Raw genomic sequence first — 20,928 nt, 5'->3', positions numbered from 1 at the left:
TCGGGGTAGCGGCTGGCGGCGAGGGCGGCGGCAATCTGGCGGGTACGCGACTTGTCGTCCATCTCCCGCAGGCGCTCGATCTCCAGCGGTACGGCAACCGCGAGCACCAGCAGCAGGGGGTGGAGTGGCGCGCCGGCCGCCGTAGCCCGTCTCATGCGGTCACCTCGCTTGCCGCTTCCGCCCAGTGGTTCAGCTCATGCCAGGCGGCCAGCTCCCGAAGCCGGGTGAGTACCCCGGTTGGTTCGGCGGCGAGGAGATCGGTCGGGCAACCGTCGTGCGGGCACGGCAGCGTCAGTCGGCCGTCGACCACGATGACCGTGTAAGCGGCCAGTGGGGTTGTCGTGCGGGCGACCGCGGCCGGGTTGAACCGGTAGCCGGCCCCATGGATGCTGGTGATGTAGCGCGACCTGTCTGCCGGGTCGCCGAGTTTGCCGCGAAGGCGACGGACGGCTGCGGCTACCCGGTGCGCGGATGAGGCCCACGTCCCGCCGAGGTGTCCGGCCAGTTCGTCCCCGCTCAGGGCTGTTCCTGCGTGCTGGACGAGTAGGACGAGCAGCCGAAACTCAACTGGTGTCAGGCGCAGGTATCGGCCGCCGAGCGTGGCTCTGCTGGTCTCCAGGTCAACGTGCACCTGGGCGGGTGGCCGGGCGCCGAGGTTGGCGTACAGGCCGCCCGTTCGGCCTCGACCGAGTTGGGTGTGGGCAGGCGCGTTCACGGCGTGTTCCATGAACGTCTGGGCTTGCGCTTGAGCGGCCTCCGCTTCGGCGTCGGCCACGCGGGCGCGGATGCGGGCGCGGCTCTCAGCCATTCGGAGACGAGTTAGCGCCCCCCTCAGCTCGGCCTGCTCCTCACCGAGCAGCACGGCAGGCGGCACACCTAAGAGGCTGCTGAGGCGGGAGAGCGTGTTGATCCCGATGTTCTGCCGTCCCGTTTCGAGGTTCGACACCGACGAGCAGGTCAGACCGATAACAACGGCCACATCCGCCCGGGACAGGCCCACAGCTTCGCGTAGGGCTCGGACGTTGCGGCCTACGATCGCCTCGATGAGCGTCTTCTCCGTCACGTCGTCCACCTCCGGACGGGGATCCCTGCCTTCTCGGCAAGGTCAGCGGTATAGGAGGCCCCGTGAGAGCCGTGAGGCTGTGGCCAGCGGCAGTTCGGCTGGGTGCAGGGGTCGATGAACGCCAGGCACACGTCGGCTCCGGCAGTGACCATTTCGGCGTCGCGCCGTAACCCAGCCGTAGGGCAGTAGGTCGAGCCGTTTCGGCGGGTACGGCGGTGGCCTGGCTTGCAAGACGGACCGCAGAGGTTCCAGTCGGCTTCGTGAGGCTCCTCGATGAGGGCTGCGCCAGCGTTGTCGACCCACCAGGCTTCGTTCTCGCAGAACCGGGCGGCCATGGCGTCCGCCCCTTCGGAGCAGGCTCCGTGGACGATGACGTACTCGGTGCCCGGCTTGATCGGGTCAGGGATGGCGTCCGCGAGGGCTTCACCGAAAGCCAGCTCGTTGCGCCACGTGCGGGAGCCGGTGATGAGGATGCGGTACTGGGTCATGACGCCGCCTGCTTGCGGCGTTGGCGGCGGCCGTGCTCACGAGCTCCGGCCAGGGTCAGAGGGGAGTGGTCGCCGTGCTTGTAGACGGCGGTGCGGCTGCTCTGCGTTTCAGCGTCACTCATCTGTGCCGCGCGCTGGTCAAGCTCGGCGCGGAGCCACTGCGGCGGCAGGTCGATCAGGTCGTCGTCCCATGCCGCCAAGGGCAGCCACTGGTTGCGGCGCGCGGCGGCGCGGGCCTTGGCCGCCGAGATGCGTTCGTTCCTTGTCGTCTCCGGCGGAGCGACATTCCACAATTTCGCGCAGAGGTCGCGGACGTCGCGGGCGTTCGCGGCCGTCACCCTGGGGCGGGTGAGGAACATGGCGTAGTTCGACGGGTGACGGCCTGCCCGGCGGGCTTGCTCAGAGAGGGACCAGCCGACCACGCACAAGGCTTGGATACGGCGCTGGGTTCCAGCGCTGTGAATCATCGCGGTGCCGGCCAGAACGTCCAGGTCCGGACGCACCGCGAGAAGTTTCTCCGCGGTCTGCGTCTTGATGCGCTTGCTGGGGGCACGCCCTTCAGATGGCACCCCATAAAGCAGTCGCGCTACCGGGAACCCGGAAACGCCAGCCAGGGCGGCGATGCGTTGCCAGCCGAGGCCGAACTCCCCCAGGCGCTGGACGTGCTCCCGAACCGGTTGTGCGTCCACGAGGGGCTGCCAGCGGCCGTAAGCGACCTGCCGGGACCGGTGGTTGTCGTAGGCGATTTTTGCTTGCCTGCAGGCGTCGCAACGGCACCTGTCGAGGGTGTAGCCGGCCGCTGTTCCATGGGGGTATCTCATGACGCACCAGCCCGGGCCTTGCGGTCGCTGCGGCGATGGGAGGCGTTGACGCGCTCCCCCATCGGCAGGCACAGAGCGCACCGGCAGTTGTATTCGGAATAGCCGGACACGGTGCCGTGAGCGATCAACGACGGGTCGGCGAGCCGCGCGGCTTTACGCGCCCTCCGGTTGCGGGCCTTGCGCTCCCTACAGCGGACGCACTTGCAGTCCCGGATACAAGGAGTGCCCTCGTCGTCGTCTCGGCCCTGCCCGGTGCGTTCCTTCTCCGTCAGTCCGCCGCACACACCGCCTGGGTCGTCCGCTGGCGTGAGGCTCTGCACCCACGTCCTGCACTCTCTCAGGACTGGGCAGGAACGGCAGACCCGCTTGGCCAGATCCTGCGGACCCTTCGCCATGAGAAGGGCTTTGCCGACGCACGCGGCCCTGAGGGCCCAGTTGTCCGGCACGGCCAGACTGAAGGCCGCTGTCATCTGTCCACCGCCGCAAGAGCCTGTTCTGGACCGTTCAGGAACGTTCCGGGGCGTTCGCCATCGTTCGGATCCGTTCGGCGCTCGGCGGGCACCCCAGCCAGCGCCAGGACCGTGCGGATAGCCATCTCCACACCGGACGTGAAATCCCGGTCTGCCGGGTGGTCCGTGGAGGGCCGCATCTCGGTCAGCGTGTCAGCCACCCGGCGGGCAAAGGACTGCTCGATTGCGGCGATCTCTGCGCTCACGAGGCGGGCGACCGCAGCGCAATCGACATGGGCCGTGGTCACAGGAGCGTCCTTCCGGGCTGAGGCCGGGCGGGGCGCTCAAACAGCCCGCCGTCGTCCGGCTCGCTGGGCTCGACTGCGGGGCCTTCCAGAGGGCACTCGGCGTTGTCCTCGGCCGGTACGGGGATGTCCGGGCGGGTCATTCGGTCTCCTCCTCAGAGGAAGTGATCACTTCGCCGTTGCGGATCCGCTCCACCACGGCGTCTGCCTCGTCCGGGGTGATGAGGACGTCGCGGGCCTTGGAGCCTTCCGCTGGGCCGACGACTCCCAGTTCCTCCAGCGTGTCCATGAGCTGAGCGACCTTGGCGAAGCCGACCCGCAACTTGCGCTGAACCATCGACTCCGAACCGAACTGGGTGGAGATGACCAGTTCTGCGGCCTGGACCAGCAAGTCGAGATCAGTGGGTTCGCTCTTCGCGTCCCGGGCGGGCGGCGTGCGAAGGAACTCCTCCCGCAACTCCTGGCCGCCTCCCCCGGGTAGTTCGTCCCACCATGGGCTGTCGGACAGGCTGTCTTCTCCCGCGTCCAGGTGGCCGGCGGGCATCCACACGCCGACGAAGTGGGACTCGACCGTGATGAGGATCGGGTCGGTCGCCTCCGGGCCGATGAACACCGCCAGCCTCTCCCCCTTACGGGCGGCCTTCGTCCACCGAGGCAGGTACGACGGGGTAAGGAACAAGGTCGGGACGGCTGGGGCCTGCTCCCGGTGCAGGACTTTCCCCAGGAGGGGCCGCCACTGGTCGAGGACCTTGTGGGCGTGGCCGTGCAGCAGCAGCCTCGTCCCGTCCTCCGAGTCGACCTGCAACCCGAGAGAGGCCACCGTGTCTCCGCGGTCGTTCACCGGGACCGGGACCTTGTCGATGACGAGCTTCAGTTGAGGGTCTTCGTCCTTGGTGAACTTGAAGAGCTTCAGCATCGCCGCAGCATCGGAGCGGTCGATGCCGACCACGATGTCGTCGGCGCCGCCATCGATCCGGTGCCGGGTGGCGGCCATCGTGTACCGGTCGGTCGCTACCGCGTACAGCACATCACTGCGCGCCTCGATCCGGATGACACCCAACTCGGGCACTTCCGGATCGGTGCCAGTGTGCGGCAGGACAGGGGCGATCAACTCGTGCAGGTCGCGGGTGGTCAGGTCGATGCGGGTCACTCAGCGTCCTCTTCGAAAACGTCGTGGATGTCAGGGATGTCGGCGTTCACACACATCGCGGCGAGGATCAGACCGGTCCCGGCCAGGCAGACGGTGGCGATCAGGAGTGCTCCCACGGCGGCCTTCCTTCGCCTCGGAGCCACGCCTGCTCGCTGCTGGATCGGAGGGCCTCGTCGATGAGCTTGTCCACGGTCCCTGGTTCGGGGATGCCGAGGGCTTTCCGGGCGGCGGCTGCGCGTTCCCCTGCGGCGCGTTCGGCGTTGAGAGCGTCAACGAGGCGGCGTGCGTGGCGACGCTTGGCGAGACGCCGGGCCACGGCCGTAGCCGTGGCCACGAAGGCCACAGCTACGGCGAACACCCACCAAGGGAGGGCGGACATCACGCGGCGCCCTTCGGCTCGGCGTAGAGCGCCAGACAGGCAGCGATCTCCGCTCTCAGTTCCACGGCACGTTCCCGGCCGTAGTCGTCCTCGCTGTTCTCGTACAACCCCAGGTACTTGAGGTTCTGCGCCACGTGGCCGACGGCCGCCGCCTTCACGGCGTCCCGGGTCGCCCAGACCTCGTCAAGGATCGGGGTGGTCTTCTCTGACAGGCAGCGGCCGACGTAGCTGTACACCGTCTCGACGCTGATGAACGCGTCCCGGTCGTACCAAGAGGCTTTGTAGAAGATCGAGCAGCGGGCGCGGCCTAACTCGTCGACGATGTGTGACCACATGGCGTGGTCGGAGCCCTCTCGCTTCCATCCGGCGAGCAGCTCGGCGTGGCGGAACAGGCAGTCACCGTCGACGGGGTCGCCGAGGATGAAGCCGAGCGTGACCAGCTCTTCCTCGGAGCAGTTGAGCTTGGCCGGGATGACGGTCGAGTTGACCATCTCGCGTTGCCCCTGGCGCTCCTGCCGCTCGATCATTCCGGACGGGCCGCCAGGACCCATGGACTCCGCGAGGAGCAACATCGGGTCGGTCTTGCTGGTGTCGTAGGGGGCGTTCACGCGGTTGGCTCCTGGGAAGCGAGGGCGGGGTACGGAGAGCGAGCGGCGACCGGGCGGAAGTTGGCGCGTCTGGGTGGCTTCTCCTCGGCGACTTGCCGGGCCACCGCCGACCAGCCGCTGTAGGAGCCCGACAGGCCGTGGCGGCCTTTACGGCGAGCGAAGATCCGCATCAGCGCTGCACCCCCTCTCGGGCGTCCTGAGCGATGTGCAGGTTCGCGATCGCGTCGAGGTTCTTCTTTGGGTCGTCCGCCAGGTCGTCCGCATTGGGGAAAGCGCCAGGGTCCGGGGCGGCGTTCGCGTCGATGTCGCGCATCGCCTGCTCCCACTGGGCGACCTCCCACCGCATCTGCGCGTCGGTTTCGGTGATGGCCTGCTGCAACCTGGCGATCTGGTTGCGGGCGTTGGCCCGGACCTCGTCGATCTCCTTGCCGACCGCGACGCGCATCTTGGCGACCACGTCAGGGGTGTAAGCGAGGCGGGGAGTGGGTTCGACGGCGGGCTGCATCTGCTGGGGCTTAACCATTTCGGGTCTCCACTAATGGGCGTATCGGGTGCTTTGATGGGGGTGGGTCCCGCACCTCCCTGGCATCACGAGGGAGGTGCGGGATCGTGGCTCAGGTGCGGCCGTCGGGCGTCTTGAGGCGGACGTTCGGCAGGGGCCACTTCGCGAGCGTTCGACTTCCTGGATCCCAAGCCGGCGCCGGGTGGTCGTCGTCCTGCAAGTGCAGGGTTCGCGCCAGCACTGTGAGATGGAATTGTCTGCTGTTCAGAAGCGCGCGGAGGCGGGCGTGGCGCTTCGTGAGGACCTGAAACGTATGCCGGGACGCGAGCGCCATCACAGCGAAGACCTGGGCGATGTACTCGGTCGGAACGTCCTCGTGGAACAGGTCGGCGAGGCTGTTGACGAACACCATGCGGGGCTGCTTCCAGCGCAGCGGCATCTCCAGCCGGTCCGGGTGCAGCGTCACACCGGTCGAAGCTCCGATGCCGGGCCCGTCGAAGGCGCGGCCCGCCATCCGGAAAGGCGGCGTTCCAGTGATGTAGCAGTTCACGCAGCCGTCAGAGATCTTCGTGCAGCCGGTGACGACGTTCCACGTCGACTCTGTCCACTGGATCTTGGACTTGTCGGCCATCACGCACCCCCGTTGATGGCCCGAGCGACGCGGAGGGCGTAGCGGTAGTCCTCGGGCATCGGGCCGTCCAGACGGACCTCGACGCCTTCCCAGGACTCCAGCCAGGCGGCGAGCGCCTGGGCCAGGGCAGGGCTCATCACCTGGATCCACCCGGAGTACGCCAGCTGTGAATCCGGGGTGGTGGCGTTCACCGGTTCGCGGAGCAGCGCGGCGGCGGCGCGGATCTCCTCGACAGGGGTGTTAGCCACGGCCAGCCACCTCCTCGGCCGCCTCGACGGCGGCGTAGTACTCGGAGAGCTTCACGCGCTCCCAGATGGTCGAGTCGACCTGCTTCTCAGGGATCGGCTTCGACCAGGTGACGTACAAGGCGCCACCCATGAACTGCATCCCGCACGTCAGGAACGAGGCGTCGGCCAGGCAGTTCTTCGGCATGCCCGGCACCTGGTCGCGCGGGTCCGGCCTCTTGAGCTCGGTCAGGCGGGCGTTGAGGAGCTTGCCTTCCTTGGTGGTCAGGCGGGGAACGAGGTAGCCCTGAGACCGGTGGACGCGCCACCCGCACGGGACTTCTTCGCCGTCGACGTGCTCGACGCCGAGAACAGTGCTGGAAGCGCTACTGAAGTAGACTTTCCGGCCCGCCAGGTCGTGCTCAGCGAGGAACATCTCAACCTGGGCGTGCCAGTCCCGGGTAGCGGTGTCGGCGACGTCCCAGATCTTGAGGACGTCAGGGTGAGTGCTTCGGTAGACGGTCTTGTCGGCCATCACGCACCGCCCCAGGGGGTAGCACTCCACGGAGTGACCTGGAAGTCCTGAGGGACGTCGATAACACCGCGGCGGCAGCCGTCGAGGGACTCCCAATGAACCTGCACGTGGTCGGGCGGGACGCCGTCCTCGCAGTCTCCAAGCACAGAGGTCAAGCGCACTGCCCGGCCTTCGCACCAGGCAGGAGTGGTAACGACCTCGTCCGCCTCGACGTGGTCGATACGGACCGGCTCCGGCGGGATCGGGATCCTCACGCCGAAGTCGCTGGCCTGCGGCGAGCCCGCGTCCGGTGACGGCGGCAGGACACCCAGGTCCCGGATGGAACGGACCCGGTCCGGGCGAACCGACAAGGCGGTCCGGTGCTTGCCGTCGTACCAGCCGGTGAACTGAATGTGCTCCCCCTTGGAACGGGTAAGGCCGAAATCAGGGGCGGGGTGAAACACCCAGTGGGCAGCCACGTGCTCGACCGTGCCGTTCTCCCACGTCACCTCGAACGTGCGGAGATTGCCGTTGTTGTAGTCGTCCCGCTCAACCGGCTTCTCTGCGGTGGACTCGACGACCTCGACGCTCTGCGGGATGTCCTCGCTCACTGGACACCACCGAAAAGCACGGGCTCGGCCTGAGGGGCGTACTTTGCGGCGTACCAGCGGTCCCAGACCTCCTCGAAGATCGGAAGGTCCCGCTGCGTCCAGGCGAGGGTGCTGCGGACACTGCCGTTCGGCGTGTCAGAGGAACGCTTGCCGGGCTTCTCGCCGTGCTCGGCCTCGTACAGGGCGGCGGCGCGCTTGCCGAACCAGGACTGCTCCGACTCGATTTGCCTTTTCTTCAGGCCCTTGGCCTTGAGGAAGTCCGGGATGTACAGCGGGACATCGTCCGGGTCGATCTCCGGTTCCTCACCTGCCATCCGGGCGAGGGCGATCTTCGCCTTAGTCGCCAGCCAGGACCGCTCAAGCAGTCCCTCAGCCGCCTTGTAAGCGAGGATCTGCACCCGGGCGAGAGCAGCTCGTTCGACCGCCTCGGTGCGGACTTCCGGCGGGGCCAGCTCCTCCACATCGAGGAGGTAGGTGCGCACCGAGCGGGCAACCGAGGACTCAACGAGCATCTGGCCGACGTTGAGGATGGCCCGACGGGAGAACAAAGTGATGGACCGCGCGTTCGGATTCGCGTCCGTCAGATTGACGGACGCGAATTCCCGGTACGCCTGCCCCTTGAGAACCTGGAAGCCGTTGGCCTCAAGCTCCAGCCTGTTGCGCCGGATGACGCTTTCGATGGCGTCTTCGCTCACCTCGTAGTAGCGGGCGATCATCGGCAGGTCAACATGTGTCCCGTCAGGGAGCAGGCTGAGCGCCTTCACCTTGTCGAGGACGTCCACTCGGTCCGCGTGCTCGGCACGCAGGGACGCGGACTCCGTTAGGGCGAGTTCGTTCACGAATGACTCCAGTGCAGTGATCTTTGGTGCGGGGCCCGTCTTGTGCTCGCCCCCGAGGCCGAGCACAAGACGGGGAAAAGCAGGTCAGAAGGGGGCTTCGGCGGAGAGTTCCTGCCAGGGATGCAGCGTCCGGGTCCGCATGTACGCCGTGGCCTGTCCATCCGCCGCCTCGACGGCGCGGTCGGCGGACTCTCCATCGCGGTGGTGGACCCACAGGGAGCAGTCGTCGGGAAGCTGGTTGCCGCCGTGCGCGGAGGCGTAGACGGTGTCCTCCTCCAAGCCCCGCCAGTAGGCGAGCTGGTTTCTGAGGCTTTTCACCTCGACGACCAGCCCTGAGATGGCCGCCAGCAGCTCATCCTTCGCGTGGGTGAGCGACGCCATCTGGGGCAGCTTCGTCAGCAGGCGTTCGATCTCGTCAAGGTCGAGCGGAGTCGGTTCGTACTCCTCTGGCGGCTCGGGCTCGCGGTCGAACCCCTGTGCCCGGTTGTCCTTGTCTTCCTGGCGGTAGTCGCGCTCGTAGGGGGCGCACTCCTGGCCCCAGTCGCGGTCGTAGGTGTCCACTTGCTGAGCCCCTTTCAGGGGGTGGGGTGGTGTCTCTCAGCCCGCCCCCGATACAGCGGGCTGAGAAAGACACCGGGAATGAAGTCAGGGGTGGTCGAGGTCGGACGGCGAGCCGTGTAGGTCGTCCGAGAAGAGGCGGAGGGTCTCAACCTGCTGAGCGAGGCACCTCAAGCAGCAGCCGCACGGGTGGCCAGCAGGAGTGGGGCAGTCGATGAGCGCGGGGCCGGGGAGTTCGGTCATGACGTCACTCCAGAGGCGATGCGGTATCGCCGAGCCGGACGGCGGTCAACGCCGGGGTCGTGTTCACCGACCACGACCTCGACGAGGCCTTCCTCGGCCAGGCGGATCATCAGGCCTTCTGTCGATCGTTTCTTCAGCGGGTCGGCGACGCGCTCCAGCTCGTAGTAGCTCAGCGCCGAGTTCGGGAACCGGGCGAGGTGGTCGAGGACGCAACGCCGCAGTTCAGCTGTCCGCCTGGCCTTCTTCGGTTCCGGCGGGCACCAGCCGGTGGCTCGTAGTTGCTGCTCGTACCGTTGGGCTTGCCGGAGCGTCACTCCTAGTGCGGTAGCGGCCTGCGCCTCTGTCAGCCCCTGGTTGCGGTGGCGGCTGTACTCATGCCGTCGGGCTGCTGACTTTGCGCTGGAAGCTGCCCGCGCTACTGCGGCGCCCTGTGTCCGGTTCATGACGGCGCCTCCGTTCGCTCCCACTGGCCGCCAGGAGTCGGCAGGCACCAGCCGAGCCACGCCACCAGGACTGGTACGAGTGCGGGGTCGGCGACGGAGTTGCGGCCGATGATCCAGCCGTGCTTTTCGGCGTCGATTTCCCACGGCCGGTTCGTGAGAATGCCGTGACAGCCACTCGTCCCGTCACCGCATGCAATTACGAGGTTGGTGACGTCGTTGATGCGCGGGTCCGACGACCCACCCATGCCGCGGTTGCGGCGGTGATGAATCGACGCCGGCCGACCGGTCACGATGACGCCGCACACCACACAGGTGTCCCGGTCCCGCTCACGGACCGTGTGCCGCACCGCCGGGGTGGGGCCGGTGGACGACGACTTGGTTACCGTCTTGCGGGTCGTCCCGCTGGACTTCAGCGTGCTCCGCTTCATGGGCGTCTTCGTCTTCAGTTCCGCGGTGCGGCGGAGTCGGCCAGGGTTCACGGCTGCCCCCCGAGCGTCTTCAGTTCGTCACGGACGTTCGCTGAGATCGTGCGGGCGACCTCCAGGTCGTCCCGGGCCGCGTCGATGGCCTTCTTGAAAGCGGCCACCTCACGCTCAGCCAAGTCCGCCTGGAAGCGGGCATCGGCCGCGGCAAGCATCGCGATCTGCCTGCGCTCGTCCATGGGCCGGCCTTCGGCGTTCATGAACGCCCGGGCGAAGGTGACCTCGGCGTTCGCTTTCGCCTCGGCGGCCTGCTTGTTGAGGGCCTTCAACTCCTTGATCCGGTCTCGGCCCTCACGGCTGAGGGCGATGAGGATCCCGTTGACCTGGCCGATGCTGAGGTCAACGGCCGGGTGGACGCTGTCCCAGTGGTCGGTCATGACTTACCCGCCTCAAGGGCAGGGCGGATCAGGTCGGTGAACAGGTTCTGCAGGTCGCCCTGCTCCCATGCCTTCCGGATCGCCGCCTCGGCGTCCTTCGAGGGCCGGTAGGCGAACTTTCCGGTCACCTCGCCCTGGGTGATTTCGGCGACCTTGACCTTCTCCCCATCGGGCGAGGTCAGGCAGCCGTCCTTGTCGATGGCCTTGTACGCGGCCTTGAGGGCGTGGTCGGGCAGCTTCGACACAAGCAGGTGCGGCATGTGGTCGCGGACGAACTCGATCAGCATCGGGTCGGCCAGTGCCTCAGGGTGGAGTTCCTCGACAAGGTTTTCGGACTGGGCGACGACAGCGGCGACGGCGGAGGCGTTGACCTTCCGTTCGACCGGCCCGGCGAGGATGCTGATCGTGCCGAGGCTGGTGCCGTCCGGCAGGGCCACGTCGAGGGTTTTCGCGCCGGTGTCGCGGCGGGCCGCGCCGAACGCCTGCTCGGCGTCGGCGCGCACCCCCTCGTAGCCTGCTGTGACGATGTCCGTCAGCACCTTGGCCGCGGCGACCTTCAAAGCGGTGGACTTGGCGTTCACGCGGCTTCCGTTCCGGCGATCTCGGCCTGGCGCTGCTTGACGGCCTCCATCAGGCGGTTGCCCGTGTCGGAGTCGAGGCGCTGCTCCTTGAAGTTGTTGAGGACTTCCTGCCGGAGGCCGCCGAGCTGCTCGAAGGTGGACTCGGCGAGGCGCTTCTCGAAGGCATCCACCCAGGCCGTGTCGACCTGTACCCGGACGGGTGCGGTCTGCTCGCGGTGAGGCGCGGCTCGGCGGCCAGCCGCTGACACGGCGTTCTCCGCTGCGGGGTCAGCACGATCGCCCTTGGCCCACAGATCCAGAGCGACACCGAAGCGCATCGCGGCGTTTCGCAGGGCGTCACCGATGAGGACCTTGGCTGCATCGGACTGGTTGGACGGGCAGGAGCCGTAGCCGCGTCGCCTCACGCCGAGCACAGTGAGGTAGATCCACAGGCCGACGGGGTTGCCGTTGTCGTCGAGGTCGAACTTCGGCGGGGCCGCGTCCAGCATCATGCGGACCATGTCCGGGTTGCCGGTCGCGAGCGCCGCAGCCATCACCTGCGGATTCACATCACGTTCGACAGGCTCCCAAGACCACTCAGGGTCGATCTCCAGGAGTCGCCGCGTCACGTCGGCGTGGCCGACATAGTCCAGGTGGATGTGCCTGGTGGAGATGTACGAGTTGCACGTGGAGCAGCGCTCCTTCTTGTGCTCTCCGCACTCCGGCCCGCGCCTACTCGCCGCCTTGGAGCAGACAGGGCAAATGATGCGAGGCAGCTTGCCGACGTACTCGTCCGGGAACGGAGACAGCAGGTCCAGCAGCGGGCTGCGCTCAGCGTCGGTCGTTGTCACTTCTTGCGCTCCTGCTCGTACTCGTACTCGGTCTGGGGGTCGAGGGCGGGTCCTCCTCGTACAGGGATCCGCCCTGAGAAGGGGTCGTGCTCGGCGTCGGCGTCCTCGTCCAGTGGGTGGTGGGCGAGGTACTCGGCGAGCGCGTCCTCCAGGTCGGGGACGTCCTCTACGTCGCGGTAGCGGGGCTCCTGGAATCGGGCCTCGGGAACGGGGCGGTGGGGGTCGGCCATCACGCTTCCCCCCTTGCGATCCGAGCGGCATGCCGGTAGATGCGGCGCATCACCCGGATCGCCTCTGGGGTGCTGTCGTCATCGGGGAACAGGTCTTCGGGATAGTTGTTGGCCAACGTGTCCAGGCGGCGAGCGATCCGCTCAGCGGTTCCTGCTACGTGGGCCGCCTGCTCATCCCGCTCGCTTTGGTCGAGTGCGGCCCAGATGGCTTCGGCAATGGCGGGGCGGGGGGCGTGTTTCCCGCTTTCGAGGTTGCGGACCGTTGTCCGCGAGATCCCTGCCAGGGTGGCGAGGTCCTGCTGAGTCAGTTCGGCGGCACAGCGGCGGCGCTTGAGTTGTTCGCCATACGTCTCGGCCATCACGCCACCCCCGCGCGGGCGGCGTGCCCCCGGAGGCGCACGAGTTGCGAGGTGCCGACTGATACCTCGACCGCCCGGGTGCGGGCCGCTACGTCCTGCCAGCGCACGTACACGCGCCGGTGGCGCTTCACGGCCCGGCAGATCCGCACCGGGGCGCCGCCGTTCCAAGACATGCACGTCACGATGTCGCCCTCTACGAGCTGGGCTGCCGTGCAAACCTCGGCCAGGGCCTGCACGTCCGCCTCGGTGAAGCGCCGCGCCCCGCCCAGGGTCCGGAACGACGCGGTGATCAGCCCCTGGCGTGCCCATTCGCCGACCCTGTCGGTTGTGACGCCCAGCAGGTCGCCTACCTGGCCGGACGTCATGTGCGTCACCCCGGTGGGGAAAGGCGGGATCACGGCGGGAATCAGCGTCACTGCTCCTCACCCGCCCCCGCCGGAGAGATGAGGTGCCGGTACAGGCCGTCTTCGTGCAGGACGGTCACCCTGTGCAGAGCGGTCTCCCGCTTGAAGCGGGCGGCGATGTCGGTCACGCCGCTGCCTCCACCCGAGTCGCGGCCTGCAGGAGCGCGTCCCGTACCTGCGAGTCGGTGGGGCGCACGTCCCCGACGTGTCGCTCTCCGTCGTGCCAGTCGCCGAGAGCGACGCACAGGTCCTCGACTCTGCTGTCCGCCCACCGCGGGGCCACGACCGAAGCAAGGCGCTGGGCGGCGTCGATCAGCGTCTGCTCGGCGCCGGTTCGGTCCTCACCCGCCAGTTCCTGCAGCCCCATCCAACAGTCCGGGTCGAAACCGGCAGCCACCGCCAGGGCGCCCAGGACGCACACCTGGTCGGCGTACGTGTAGTCGTTGAAGCAGCGGCCCCGGTTCTCCAGCACGCCGACCGCGGCGTTGAGGATCACCTCGACGGTCACGACTCCACCGCCTGACCGGCCGCGTCGCGCAGCCACTCAGCCACCTGAGCGGTAGCCAGCGGGGTAGACCACCGGTACAAGGCCCGCGGGTCCTGTCCGATGGAGCGAAGGTAGGCATCGAGGGGGTCGAGCACGACCTCGACCCGGGCGGGAGCGACCGCCTGACGGATGATGCCGACCGCCTCCATGCCCATCACACGGGCCTGCTGCAGCGCGGAGATCGCGGTCGCCGCCGTCAGGAGCGCGGCGGAAGCGGCCGACATGGGTGAGGAGGGCTCGTCCGGAGCGGTCGGGCCGACCGGGGCGACGGTGAGGGCGGTCACAGGGCACCGCCCCGCTGCTGGTTGGTGGCGGCGGTCAGCGTGGCCTCCAGGGCGGCGCGGATCGTGGCGGCGAAACGGTGCTGGATACCGTGCTCGTAGCGGGCGGCCAGCATCTGGTCGATCGCCGCGTTCAGGGTGGCGTCGGGGTTGAGCCCGCGGGCCCGGGCGGCGATGGCCGTGCACAGGTCGAGCAGGCGGGTGCGGACGTTGTCCAGCGTCGGCGCCGGGGAGGCGAGGGTGAGGGTGGCCATCGTGGTCTCCAGCTCGGTGAGGCGGTCGCCGAGGCTGCGCAGGTCGGCGGTGTAGTCGCCGCCGTACTGGCAGGCCGCGCGGTCCTCGTCGGCCTCGACAGCCTTCGCGAAGGCGTCACGCGACTGGACGAACCCCGCGCTCGCCGCGTCCACCGCGGCCAGCATCCGCGCCCAGGGCTGCTCACCGAGCGTGGACAGGGGCGGCGCCTCAGCCGTGATCTGGAGGCTGATCGCGACGGCGGCGTCGAACAGGTGCTGGCTGGCCGTCACCAGCAGCAGGAGGATCTCCCGCCGGTCCTCGGGGGCGGTGGGGAGGGAGGCCAGCCGCTCCGCCTGGGCGGCGACCTCGCGGGCGGTGATGACCGCCGGAGAGGTCGGGGGCAACTGGCCGAGGTCCATCAGGTCCATCAGGCCGGAGTCGGTGATAATGGTCATGACTTGCCTGCTCTCTCTGTGTGAGGTCTTTGAGCGGGTGGGTCAGCGGGTCCCAGCCGTGGCTGCGGCTGGGCCCGCACTCAGTTGGGGTAGGCCTTGCGGAGCCGCGCGATGAGGGCGTCGGCCTCACGCTGGTCAGCGGCGAAGTCGAGGCGGGACGCACCCCACAGGGCGTACGTCTCCGGGGTCAGGGGGTAGACCCGGCCGGGGATGAGGCCTTTCACGCTGCCGGTCTCGGCTTCTTGAGGGCCTTCCTGATGCGACGCGCATCAGCGGACGCCTTGGCGAGCCTGAGCATGTGAGCCCGGTGAGCGTTCTCCGCCGCCTTCTCCCGGTCAGGGATGCTCATCTCACCCTTGGGGTCCACGGTCGCCCGCCAATAATCAAGCGAGGCAGGGGACTTGGAGTGCGCAGGCTTGGTACGCGCGGTCCGATCGATGGTGCGGGACCACGACTCCAGGGCGCCGATGCGGCCGTTCGTCTGATGGACGTTCGTCTGATGGACGTTCATTTCTTGACCACCCGACGCCGGCGGGTGAGGCGGGGGTTTTCTGGGCCGAGCAGGGTGTCACGTTCCACGCCAAGCACCCGGGCGATGGAACCCAGAAGTCTCGGCGAGGGCTGCTTGTAGCCCAGTTCGATGTTGCGGATGTAGTCGGGGTGCCGACGGATGTCCTCCTCGGCGGCGAGGCGGGCGACGAGCTCGTCAACCGTGAGCTCCTGCCGCTCACGTTCGCGTCGGATCTTGAGTCCGTCGGCCTGTGTGAGTTGCGCCATGGACAGAACTTAGGGCAGATAGAGGCAGATCGCAAGGTATCTGCCCGATCTTCTGTCTTTAACTTCCCAAATCCGTCCTAGTCGGGCCAACAGTCAGGCCAAAAATTGGCGCTGAACAGCAAAACCTTGCTTCGATCTGCCTAGACCTGCCTTCACTTGTCAGGCATGATGCGTGCGTGCACCCCACACGAGAGACCGATGCGGCGGCGCGCAGCCGCCTCGCCCAGCTGATGGACGAGCGTCGCGTACAGCTGGGGCTGACTTGGAATCAAGTAGCCGACCGGGCAAACCTCACCAAAGAAGGCCTGCGAACCGTACGGACAGGAACTCGCAAGATCATGCCCCTCACCAAGGGGGGCATCGAAGTCGCCCTTGCTTGGCAGCAAGGAAGCGTCGACGCGATCCTGGCTGGCGGCACCCCAGAAGAGGTGCCGCCATCTGCGAGGGCGCCCGAGGCTCCCGCCGACAACCTCGCAGCCCCATGGATCACGACAGCATTGGAAGGCGAGGGAAGCAGCGTCGACAACTTCCGCCCCCTGATCGAAGCACTACGAGAACTGGGGCGCCGGTCGGGCTACACACTCGGAGAGACCCTTGTGGAGGCCGGCCTCGCCACAGTGGCAGACCTTGCCATCCGGAGGGCGGCGTCACCTACAGAACGCTACGAGGCGCAGGTAAAGCAGATCATGGACGACCCGAATCTCTCACGAGGCCAGAAACGGGACTTGATTACAAGCCTCAAGAAGCTACGAGAGGCCCTGAATCTTATATAATAAAAGAAGGGCAAATCGGGCATACGTATAGTGCGCCCCGCACTTGCGAGACGCACTATTGCAGCGTTTCCTCAATCAGCACCCAGGGCACTACTCGTCTGCGTCGTCCTCTCCACGTTCCCGCTTTTCTTGCATGGCTTCGGCAAGGAGACGGGTCGCAGCCATGATCACTTTGTCACCCCGAGACAGTTCCGCCCCTATGGCCCATAGACCTGCGACAACGGCCGCGCAGAGCAGGACCTGGAAAGCCCGGTCCGACCCAACCTCGGCTTTGGCGAAGTAGATACTTGCTCCTGCGAGAATCAGGGCTACAGCCTGGAGTGCGCGCCGCGCGTACAGCCCCATTCATACCTCCCAGGGGCACGCCATTGTGCCCCCTTGTACCGTGCGACCCGTCTCCCCCGGGCGAAATTTGTTTCACTCTATGCGGGACGAGAGGTAGAAGGAAAGGGACTATAAGGTGTGAAATTTTAACTTTGTTGCACATTCCAGAGAAGGCGCAGACAGTAGCCGATCATCAACTCTGAGTAGCCGCACAAACACCAGTTCGACACCAAATGTCCGAACTGTTCGACATAGCCAACCCTTACTTAGGGCAGCCTTTTATACCTGCCCGGCAACCGGGTTACAGGCCGTCCCCCAACGCCTTGCGCTTCCCGGCCTCACGCGCCCGCTCATCAGCAGTAGACGCGGCATACCGGTCTACCATCTGCCGCGACCGCCAGCCCGCCAGTCGCATGAGCTCCTCCTCCGACATGTTCTGCTTCGCGAAGTGCGCCCACGTGTGCCGCAGCTGGTGTGGATGCAGCCCCTGGATGCCCGCCTCGTCGCCGCGGCGATCGATCATCTGGTAGATCCCGTTTCCTGTTAGCGGCCCCTTGCCCTTCTCTCCCAGCCACAGGGCCGGCAGGTGCGCTTGGGCGTGCTTGGCTCGCGCACGCAGGTATCGGTCCAGTGTGATTGTCGCCTTGCGGCCGATGGTGACCACTCGGTTGCGCCGCCCTTTGCCCAGGACGGTGATCTCCCGCATGTCCAGATCCAAGTGCTCGACTTCGAGGCCCGCACACTCCGCACGGCGCACCCCGGAGTCCATGAAAACGTAGAAGATCGCAAGGTCGCGCCGGGACAGGAAGTCGCGCCCCTGGCAGTTCTTCAGCAGCAGGCCGAGCTGCTCGGCCCGGAGGACGTCCACGAGCTTCTCAGGCACCGTAGGGGGCTTCAGGGTGAGCATTGGGCTGTAGACCTCCTCTTCGGCCGCCCACCACTTGAAGAACTGCTGCAGGGCCCGGTACTGGTTGTTGGCGTACCCCGCTGTCCCCTCACTCAGCAGATGGATCATCCATGCTTGGATGTGCCGCTTAGTGACCTCGTCCCATGCCTCGGCGGGGTCGGCACTATCGCCTTCGACGTCCCCGGGCGGGTCAATCACCCAGTTGGCAAACCGTTCGGCCGCATCCGTGTAGATCCGGACAGTGTTGTCCGACTTGTTCTCCGCCTTCAGGGCTCGACGGAACGAGGTGATCTCCGATCCGAAGGCGTCGGCGGCGCCGGGGGTCAAGGTGGCCATGGCGGCTCACCATAGAGAAGCGACATCGTCCAGGCGAGGTGTGTCTGAGCAATGTAGCCAAAGCGTTAGTCGGCGCAACAGGAAGCCCCTGACCTGTTATTGCAGGTCAGGGGCTTGTTGTGGGCACTACTGGGTTCGAACCAGTGACATCTCGCTTGTAAGGCGAGCGCTCTACCGCTGAGCTAAGCGCCCCGGGAAATCCCGTCCGGATGGACGGGATAACACCTTACGCCACCGGAGGGGACTTCAGCACATCAAGCGACCACGTGGTGCCCGCCTCAGCCCACCCGGCCGCGCGCCAGCCGAGCAGGGCCGCGCCGAGCATGCCCGCGTTGACCCCGAGGGTGGCCGCGCGCAGCGGGGGCGCGGCGCGGAAGGCCAGGCGTTTGCCGAGCCGTTCGGCCAGCGGTACGGCCAGCAGGTCCCCGGATTCGGCCAGGCCGCCGCCGAGGACGATCGCCTCGGGGTCGAGCAGGAGGGTGTAGGTGGCCAGGGCCAGGGACAGCGCCTCGACGGCGTCGTCCCACACCGCGACCGCCACCGGGTCGCCCGAGGCGATCAGCGCGGCCACCTGCTTGGCGGTCGTCTGCGAACCGGACCTGGCCGAGTAGCGGCGGCCGATGGCCGAGGCGGAGGCGTAGGTCTCCAGGCAGCCGATCTGGCCGCAGGCGCAGGGCTCCCCGTCGGGGAAGACCGGGATGTGCCCGATCTCGCCGCCCCACCCCACGCTGCCGCCGTACGGCTCGCCGTGCAGGACGACCGCTCCCGCGATGCCGGTCCCGATGGGCAGGAACAGGAAGTCGGAGATCTCACGGCCCGCGCCGAGAACGCTCTCCCCGAGGCCACCGGTGCGCACGTCGTGCCCGAGCATCACCGGCACGTCGAGCGGGACGAAGTCCTCGGCGCTGACGTCGCGCCAGCCGATGTTCGCCGAGTAGAGCGCCTTCTGCGGGGTGACCAGCCCCGGTACGGCCAGGCCGACCCCGGCGGGCTCGCCGCCGCCCGCGACGGCGAGGTCGTCGATGAAGGAGCGGATCGACTGGACGACCGCCGCCGGGCCCCTCTCACGCGGGGTGTCACGCCGCTCGCTGAAGGCGATCTCGCCCGAGCGGGTGACGACGCCTCCCTTCATGGACGTGCCACCGACGTCAAGGGCCACAACGAAGGAGCTCATGCGCGCATCCAGCAGGTCGAAGGAAGGGGTCCGAGCCTGACCATAGTGCATGGCAATAACGCCACATGACTACAGATGCCCACAAATGCGCTTAAAGCAGATTTATGAGCACTAATGAACTCGCCCCAGGACCCGGTTGAGCGCGGCCTCGACCTCGTCGGCCAGTTCCTTCGACAGGCCGGACGGGCGGGGCGGGAGCACTCCTTCCCCGGCCGCGGCCGGACGCACCGCCCCGCAGGAGCGGCACTCGACCTCGCCGAGCCTGCAGATGAGCGCGGCGGAGCCACATGAGGAGCACGTGTCGAGTTCGAGGTCGTGCGTACGCTGACAGTCCGGGCAGACGAGGACCTGGGCCTCCCCGCGCACCCCGCGCTTCCACGGACTGGCGCCGCGGACGGGGTCGGTCTGCCTGGCCCCGCAGGAGAAGCAGGGCATGATCGCCTCCGAGGGTCGTGGACCGCGGGCGCCACATGGACGCCCGCGGGCTCACCGCTTAGGAAAGGTCGGCGAGCACCCTGAGGTACTCGGCGATGTCTCGCGCCTGAGGGATGGGGTTCACGACGCTCCAGCGGACCACGCCCTCGCCGTCGATGACGAAGGTGCCACGCGTCGCGATGCCCTTCTCCTCGTCGAACACACCGTACGCCTGCGCGACCTGCCCGTGCGGCCAGAAATCGGAGAGCAGCGGGAAGGTGTACCCCTCCTGGTCGGCCCAGGCCCGGTGGGTGAACACGGAGTCGACCGAGATCGTGAGCACCTGGACGTCCTCGGGCGCGTTGGCGATGAACTCGTCACGGAGGGCGCAGAGCTCGCCGTGGCAGACACCGCTGAACGCGAGGGGGTAGAAGATCAGCACGACCTTTTTACCCCGATGATCCGAAAGCTTGACCGGGGTGCCGTGCTGGTCCTTCAGCTCGAAGTCCGGAGCCGGGGAGCCCACATCCACCGTCATGGCCAAAGGTCCTTTCATCGGATGACAATCAGGACCATCATCCTGCCGTACGGCTCGCCGCGAGCCGTACGGCAGGGCGAACCCTATCGACGCGCCTTCGGTGTGACCAGCCTCGTCCCCGACCAGTCGGGAGCAGCGCTGATGCTGCTCGTCTGCGACAGGCCCGCCGTCGTGGCGTCCTCCCCGATGTCGCTGGGCTCCACATGCCCGTCACGACCGGCTTTGGGAGTGAGCAGCCAGATCTGGCCGCCGTCGCTCAGATTGGTCACCACACCGCTCAGGGCGTCGAACAGATCGCCGTCACCGTCGCGCCACCACAGCAGCACGACGTCGACGACGTCCTCGAAGTCTTCATCAACCAGCTCGTTGCCGGTCAGCTCCTCGATGGAGTCGCGCAGATCGTCGTCGGCGTCCTCGTCCCAGCCGACCTCCTGCACCACCTGACCCTGCTTGAGACCGAGCCGTTCGGCCAGGCTGCGTTCGCCCTGCGCCTGACCAGCGGTCGCGCTCACGTTTTTCCCTCCTACTTGAATGGCCCCGCAGCTACACGGCGCTCAGAGTGCTTCGGCACAGTCCACACGCTGTGACCCTCGGTCGTCAACGGTCGCCACGGCAACGACTGGGCTACGTATGAATTAGTCCGACAAAAATGACAAACGGACCTGGCGTTCCCGATTGTCGACGTTGAGGTCCACCAGAGCGATGGACTGCCAGGTGCCCAGCGCGAGCCGTCCGGCCAGGACCGGGACGGTCGCGTACGGCGGAATGAGAGCGGGCATGACATGTGAACGTCCATGCCCCTTCGAGCCGTGCGCATGCCTCCACCTGTCGTCGGCGGGGAGCAGGTCCTCCAACGCGGCGAGCAGGTCGTCGTCGCTGCCGGAGCCGAGCTCGATCAGCGCGACACCGGCGGTCGCGTGCGGGACGAAGACGTGCAGCAGCCCGTCACCCCCGCACGAGCGGACGAAGCCCTCGCATTCCTGGGTGATGTCGTGCACCCTCTGCCGGGAACCCGTCACCACCTCGATCGTCATGGATCTCACATACCGATCCTACGATCCACGCTGAGCTGCGACG

The 20,928-nt window shown here is 67.4% G+C and carries 37 protein-coding genes and 1 tRNA gene; 1 reads left to right on the top strand and 37 read right to left on the bottom strand.

Going from position 1 to position 20,928, the window contains the following annotated elements; genetic code table 11:
- Positions 1 to 151: 151 nt before the first annotated feature.
- From ABT340_RS41405 to ABT340_RS41260, 30 genes are all read right to left on the bottom strand, one after another.
- Positions 152 to 1,063: a winged helix-turn-helix domain-containing protein gene (locus ABT340_RS41405; RefSeq protein WP_352016426.1), complete on the bottom strand. Its 912-nt coding sequence runs from the start codon at positions 1,061 to 1,063 to the stop codon at positions 152 to 154.
- Complete coding sequence (locus ABT340_RS41400) at positions 1,060 to 1,551, bottom strand: SLOG family protein (RefSeq protein ID WP_352016425.1); 492 nt, start codon at positions 1,549 to 1,551, stop codon at positions 1,060 to 1,062. The genes ABT340_RS41405 and ABT340_RS41400 overlap by 4 nt, the downstream gene beginning before the upstream one ends.
- Positions 1,548 to 2,240 (bottom strand): hypothetical protein, encoded by a 693-nt coding sequence (locus tag ABT340_RS41395; RefSeq protein ID WP_352016424.1) that lies wholly within the window; start codon positions 2,238 to 2,240, stop codon positions 1,548 to 1,550. The genes ABT340_RS41400 and ABT340_RS41395 overlap by 4 nt, the downstream gene beginning before the upstream one ends.
- 128 nt (positions 2,241 to 2,368) lie before the next feature.
- Positions 2,369 to 2,842, bottom strand: coding sequence for a WhiB family transcriptional regulator (locus ABT340_RS41390; RefSeq protein ID WP_352016423.1), 474 nt, complete (start codon positions 2,840 to 2,842; stop codon positions 2,369 to 2,371).
- Positions 2,839 to 3,129 (bottom strand): hypothetical protein, encoded by a 291-nt coding sequence (locus ABT340_RS41385; protein WP_352016422.1) that lies wholly within the window; start codon positions 3,127 to 3,129, stop codon positions 2,839 to 2,841. Before ABT340_RS41385 ends, ABT340_RS41390 begins: the two co-directional genes overlap by 4 nt.
- Before the next feature lie 136 nt (positions 3,130 to 3,265).
- A complete protein-coding gene (locus tag ABT340_RS42570; protein ID WP_502992617.1) occupies positions 3,266 to 4,276 on the bottom strand; it encodes a DNA translocase FtsK in 1,011 nt (336 codons plus the stop codon).
- A 100-nt stretch (positions 4,277 to 4,376) separates the two neighbouring features.
- Positions 4,377 to 4,655 (bottom strand): hypothetical protein, encoded by a 279-nt coding sequence (locus ABT340_RS41375; protein ID WP_352016421.1) that lies wholly within the window; start codon positions 4,653 to 4,655, stop codon positions 4,377 to 4,379.
- Positions 4,655 to 5,263, bottom strand: coding sequence for a hypothetical protein (locus ABT340_RS41370; RefSeq protein ID WP_352016420.1), 609 nt, complete (start codon positions 5,261 to 5,263; stop codon positions 4,655 to 4,657). The genes ABT340_RS41375 and ABT340_RS41370 overlap by 1 nt, the downstream gene beginning before the upstream one ends.
- Positions 5,260 to 5,433, bottom strand: coding sequence for a hypothetical protein (locus ABT340_RS41365; protein ID WP_352016419.1), 174 nt, complete (start codon positions 5,431 to 5,433; stop codon positions 5,260 to 5,262). The genes ABT340_RS41370 and ABT340_RS41365 overlap by 4 nt, the downstream gene beginning before the upstream one ends.
- Entirely contained in the window at positions 5,433 to 5,786 is a 354-nt protein-coding gene (locus tag ABT340_RS41360) for a hypothetical protein (protein ID WP_352016418.1), read from the bottom strand. The genes ABT340_RS41365 and ABT340_RS41360 overlap by 1 nt, the downstream gene beginning before the upstream one ends.
- Positions 5,787 to 5,877: 91 nt before the next feature.
- Positions 5,878 to 6,396, bottom strand: a complete 519-nt coding sequence (locus ABT340_RS41355; protein ID WP_352016417.1) for a DUF5131 family protein — start codon at positions 6,394 to 6,396, stop codon at positions 5,878 to 5,880.
- A complete protein-coding gene (locus tag ABT340_RS41350; RefSeq protein ID WP_352016416.1) occupies positions 6,396 to 6,644 on the bottom strand; it encodes a hypothetical protein in 249 nt (82 codons plus the stop codon). Before ABT340_RS41350 ends, ABT340_RS41355 begins: the two co-directional genes overlap by 1 nt.
- A complete protein-coding gene (locus tag ABT340_RS41345; protein ID WP_352016415.1) occupies positions 6,637 to 7,155 on the bottom strand; it encodes a hypothetical protein in 519 nt (172 codons plus the stop codon). The genes ABT340_RS41350 and ABT340_RS41345 overlap by 8 nt, the downstream gene beginning before the upstream one ends.
- The gene (locus ABT340_RS41340) at positions 7,155 to 7,745 is read right to left on the bottom strand and encodes a hypothetical protein (protein WP_352016414.1); all 591 of its coding nucleotides are present in this window, start codon (positions 7,743 to 7,745) and stop codon (positions 7,155 to 7,157) included. Before ABT340_RS41340 ends, ABT340_RS41345 begins: the two co-directional genes overlap by 1 nt.
- Entirely contained in the window at positions 7,742 to 8,584 is an 843-nt protein-coding gene (locus tag ABT340_RS41335; RefSeq protein WP_352016413.1) for a hypothetical protein, read from the bottom strand. Before ABT340_RS41335 ends, ABT340_RS41340 begins: the two co-directional genes overlap by 4 nt.
- An 84-nt stretch (positions 8,585 to 8,668) precedes the next feature.
- Complete coding sequence (locus ABT340_RS41330) at positions 8,669 to 9,145, bottom strand: hypothetical protein (protein WP_352016412.1); 477 nt, start codon at positions 9,143 to 9,145, stop codon at positions 8,669 to 8,671.
- A 236-nt stretch (positions 9,146 to 9,381) separates the two neighbouring features.
- Complete coding sequence (locus ABT340_RS41325; RefSeq protein ID WP_352016411.1) at positions 9,382 to 9,699, bottom strand: hypothetical protein; 318 nt, start codon at positions 9,697 to 9,699, stop codon at positions 9,382 to 9,384.
- A 125-nt stretch (positions 9,700 to 9,824) separates the two neighbouring features.
- Positions 9,825 to 10,256, bottom strand: coding sequence for an HNH endonuclease (locus tag ABT340_RS41320; RefSeq protein WP_352016410.1), 432 nt, complete (start codon positions 10,254 to 10,256; stop codon positions 9,825 to 9,827).
- A gap of 47 nt (positions 10,257 to 10,303) precedes the next feature.
- On the bottom strand, positions 10,304 to 10,687 hold the full coding sequence (locus ABT340_RS41315) for a hypothetical protein (protein WP_352016409.1): 384 nt from the start codon (positions 10,685 to 10,687) through the stop codon (positions 10,304 to 10,306).
- Complete coding sequence (locus ABT340_RS41310; RefSeq protein ID WP_352016408.1) at positions 10,684 to 11,268, bottom strand: hypothetical protein; 585 nt, start codon at positions 11,266 to 11,268, stop codon at positions 10,684 to 10,686. The genes ABT340_RS41315 and ABT340_RS41310 overlap by 4 nt, the downstream gene beginning before the upstream one ends.
- A complete protein-coding gene (locus tag ABT340_RS41305) occupies positions 11,265 to 12,098 on the bottom strand; it encodes a hypothetical protein (protein WP_352016407.1) in 834 nt (277 codons plus the stop codon). The genes ABT340_RS41310 and ABT340_RS41305 overlap by 4 nt, the downstream gene beginning before the upstream one ends.
- Complete coding sequence (locus ABT340_RS41300) at positions 12,095 to 12,328, bottom strand: hypothetical protein (protein WP_352016406.1); 234 nt, start codon at positions 12,326 to 12,328, stop codon at positions 12,095 to 12,097. Before ABT340_RS41300 ends, ABT340_RS41305 begins: the two co-directional genes overlap by 4 nt.
- Positions 12,328 to 12,687 (bottom strand): helix-turn-helix transcriptional regulator, encoded by a 360-nt coding sequence (locus tag ABT340_RS41295; protein ID WP_352016405.1) that lies wholly within the window; start codon positions 12,685 to 12,687, stop codon positions 12,328 to 12,330. The genes ABT340_RS41300 and ABT340_RS41295 overlap by 1 nt, the downstream gene beginning before the upstream one ends.
- Complete coding sequence (locus tag ABT340_RS41290) at positions 12,687 to 13,103, bottom strand: MerR family transcriptional regulator (RefSeq protein ID WP_352016404.1); 417 nt, start codon at positions 13,101 to 13,103, stop codon at positions 12,687 to 12,689. Before ABT340_RS41290 ends, ABT340_RS41295 begins: the two co-directional genes overlap by 1 nt.
- A 112-nt stretch (positions 13,104 to 13,215) precedes the next feature.
- Positions 13,216 to 13,599: a DUF6197 family protein gene (locus ABT340_RS41285; RefSeq protein WP_352016403.1), complete on the bottom strand. Its 384-nt coding sequence runs from the start codon at positions 13,597 to 13,599 to the stop codon at positions 13,216 to 13,218.
- Positions 13,596 to 13,922: a hypothetical protein gene (locus ABT340_RS41280; protein ID WP_352016402.1), complete on the bottom strand. Its 327-nt coding sequence runs from the start codon at positions 13,920 to 13,922 to the stop codon at positions 13,596 to 13,598. The genes ABT340_RS41285 and ABT340_RS41280 overlap by 4 nt, the downstream gene beginning before the upstream one ends.
- Positions 13,919 to 14,608, bottom strand: coding sequence for a hypothetical protein (locus ABT340_RS41275; RefSeq protein ID WP_352016401.1), 690 nt, complete (start codon positions 14,606 to 14,608; stop codon positions 13,919 to 13,921). The genes ABT340_RS41280 and ABT340_RS41275 overlap by 4 nt, the downstream gene beginning before the upstream one ends.
- 80 nt (positions 14,609 to 14,688) lie before the next feature.
- Positions 14,689 to 14,832 (bottom strand): hypothetical protein, encoded by a 144-nt coding sequence (locus tag ABT340_RS41270; RefSeq protein ID WP_352016400.1) that lies wholly within the window; start codon positions 14,830 to 14,832, stop codon positions 14,689 to 14,691.
- Positions 14,829 to 15,119: a hypothetical protein gene (locus tag ABT340_RS41265; RefSeq protein ID WP_352016399.1), complete on the bottom strand. Its 291-nt coding sequence runs from the start codon at positions 15,117 to 15,119 to the stop codon at positions 14,829 to 14,831. The genes ABT340_RS41270 and ABT340_RS41265 overlap by 4 nt, the downstream gene beginning before the upstream one ends.
- Positions 15,116 to 15,385: a helix-turn-helix domain-containing protein gene (locus ABT340_RS41260; protein WP_352016398.1), complete on the bottom strand. Its 270-nt coding sequence runs from the start codon at positions 15,383 to 15,385 to the stop codon at positions 15,116 to 15,118. The genes ABT340_RS41265 and ABT340_RS41260 overlap by 4 nt, the downstream gene beginning before the upstream one ends.
- A 176-nt stretch (positions 15,386 to 15,561) precedes the next feature.
- Between ABT340_RS41260 and ABT340_RS41255 the strand changes: the two genes are divergently transcribed.
- Positions 15,562 to 16,158, top strand: a complete 597-nt coding sequence (locus ABT340_RS41255) for a hypothetical protein (protein WP_352016397.1) — start codon at positions 15,562 to 15,564, stop codon at positions 16,156 to 16,158.
- Between the two features lie 625 nt (positions 16,159 to 16,783).
- Here ABT340_RS41255 and ABT340_RS41250 read toward each other — a convergent pair.
- The 7 genes from ABT340_RS41250 to ABT340_RS41220 form a co-directional block, all read right to left on the bottom strand.
- Entirely contained in the window at positions 16,784 to 17,725 is a 942-nt protein-coding gene (locus ABT340_RS41250; RefSeq protein WP_352016396.1) for a tyrosine-type recombinase/integrase, read from the bottom strand.
- 120 nt (positions 17,726 to 17,845) lie between these two features.
- Positions 17,846 to 17,917: transfer RNA gene (locus tag ABT340_RS41245), tRNA-Val, on the bottom strand.
- Between the two features lie 34 nt (positions 17,918 to 17,951).
- A complete protein-coding gene (locus tag ABT340_RS41240) occupies positions 17,952 to 18,899 on the bottom strand; it encodes an ROK family protein (protein ID WP_352016395.1) in 948 nt (315 codons plus the stop codon).
- Between the two features lie 111 nt (positions 18,900 to 19,010).
- A complete protein-coding gene (locus ABT340_RS41235; protein WP_352016394.1) occupies positions 19,011 to 19,334 on the bottom strand; it encodes a hypothetical protein in 324 nt (107 codons plus the stop codon).
- A 58-nt stretch (positions 19,335 to 19,392) separates the two neighbouring features.
- Positions 19,393 to 19,851 (bottom strand): peroxiredoxin, encoded by a 459-nt coding sequence (locus tag ABT340_RS41230; protein WP_352016393.1) that lies wholly within the window; start codon positions 19,849 to 19,851, stop codon positions 19,393 to 19,395.
- Positions 19,852 to 19,934: 83 nt separating this feature from the next.
- Positions 19,935 to 20,363, bottom strand: coding sequence for a DUF3052 domain-containing protein (locus ABT340_RS41225; RefSeq protein ID WP_352016392.1), 429 nt, complete (start codon positions 20,361 to 20,363; stop codon positions 19,935 to 19,937).
- A 123-nt stretch (positions 20,364 to 20,486) separates the two neighbouring features.
- Complete coding sequence (locus ABT340_RS41220) at positions 20,487 to 20,885, bottom strand: secondary thiamine-phosphate synthase enzyme YjbQ (protein WP_386195657.1); 399 nt, start codon at positions 20,883 to 20,885, stop codon at positions 20,487 to 20,489.
- Between the last annotated feature and the right edge of the window lie 43 nt (positions 20,886 to 20,928).

It is taken from the genome of Streptosporangium sp. NPDC000239 (genome assembly GCF_040300765.1).
Taxonomy (GTDB): Bacteria; Actinomycetota; Actinomycetes; order Streptosporangiales; family Streptosporangiaceae; genus Streptosporangium.
This window is presented reverse-complemented; position numbering and strand designations above follow the sequence as displayed.

Coding starts and splice junctions, on each gene's coding strand:
- ABT340_RS41355 (WP_352016417.1), bottom strand. CDS start 6,396: ATGGCCGACAAGTCCAAGATCCAGTGGACAGAGTCGACGTGGAACGTC.
- ABT340_RS41300 (WP_352016406.1), bottom strand. CDS start 12,328: ATGGCCGACCCCCACCGCCCCGTTCCCGAGGCCCGATTCCAGGAGCCC.
- ABT340_RS41345 (WP_352016415.1), bottom strand. CDS start 7,155: ATGGCCGACAAGACCGTCTACCGAAGCACTCACCCTGACGTCCTCAAG.
- ABT340_RS41360 (WP_352016418.1), bottom strand. CDS start 5,786: ATGGTTAAGCCCCAGCAGATGCAGCCCGCCGTCGAACCCACTCCCCGC.
- ABT340_RS41240 (WP_352016395.1), bottom strand. CDS start 18,899: ATGAGCTCCTTCGTTGTGGCCCTTGACGTCGGTGGCACGTCCATGAAG.
- ABT340_RS41315 (WP_352016409.1), bottom strand. CDS start 10,687: ATGACCGACCACTGGGACAGCGTCCACCCGGCCGTTGACCTCAGCATC.
- ABT340_RS41275 (WP_352016401.1), bottom strand. CDS start 14,608: ATGACCATTATCACCGACTCCGGCCTGATGGACCTGATGGACCTCGGC.
- ABT340_RS41390 (WP_352016423.1), bottom strand. CDS start 2,842: ATGACAGCGGCCTTCAGTCTGGCCGTGCCGGACAACTGGGCCCTCAGG.
- ABT340_RS41265 (WP_352016399.1), bottom strand. CDS start 15,119: ATGAACGTCCATCAGACGAACGTCCATCAGACGAACGGCCGCATCGGC.
- ABT340_RS41230 (WP_352016393.1), bottom strand. CDS start 19,851: ATGACGGTGGATGTGGGCTCCCCGGCTCCGGACTTCGAGCTGAAGGAC.
- ABT340_RS41320 (WP_352016410.1), bottom strand. CDS start 10,256: ATGAAGCGGAGCACGCTGAAGTCCAGCGGGACGACCCGCAAGACGGTA.
- ABT340_RS41400 (WP_352016425.1), bottom strand. CDS start 1,551: ATGACCCAGTACCGCATCCTCATCACCGGCTCCCGCACGTGGCGCAAC.
- ABT340_RS41295 (WP_352016405.1), bottom strand. CDS start 12,687: ATGGCCGAGACGTATGGCGAACAACTCAAGCGCCGCCGCTGTGCCGCC.
- ABT340_RS41250 (WP_352016396.1), bottom strand. CDS start 17,725: ATGGCCACCTTGACCCCCGGCGCCGCCGACGCCTTCGGATCGGAGATC.
- ABT340_RS41235 (WP_352016394.1), bottom strand. CDS start 19,334: ATGCCCTGCTTCTCCTGCGGGGCCAGGCAGACCGACCCCGTCCGCGGC.
- ABT340_RS41260 (WP_352016398.1), bottom strand. CDS start 15,385: ATGGCGCAACTCACACAGGCCGACGGACTCAAGATCCGACGCGAACGT.
- ABT340_RS41365 (WP_352016419.1), bottom strand. CDS start 5,433: ATGCGGATCTTCGCTCGCCGTAAAGGCCGCCACGGCCTGTCGGGCTCC.
- ABT340_RS41220 (WP_386195657.1), bottom strand. CDS start 20,885: ATGACGATCGAGGTGGTGACGGGTTCCCGGCAGAGGGTGCACGACATC.
- ABT340_RS41375 (WP_352016421.1), bottom strand. CDS start 4,655: ATGTCCGCCCTCCCTTGGTGGGTGTTCGCCGTAGCTGTGGCCTTCGTG.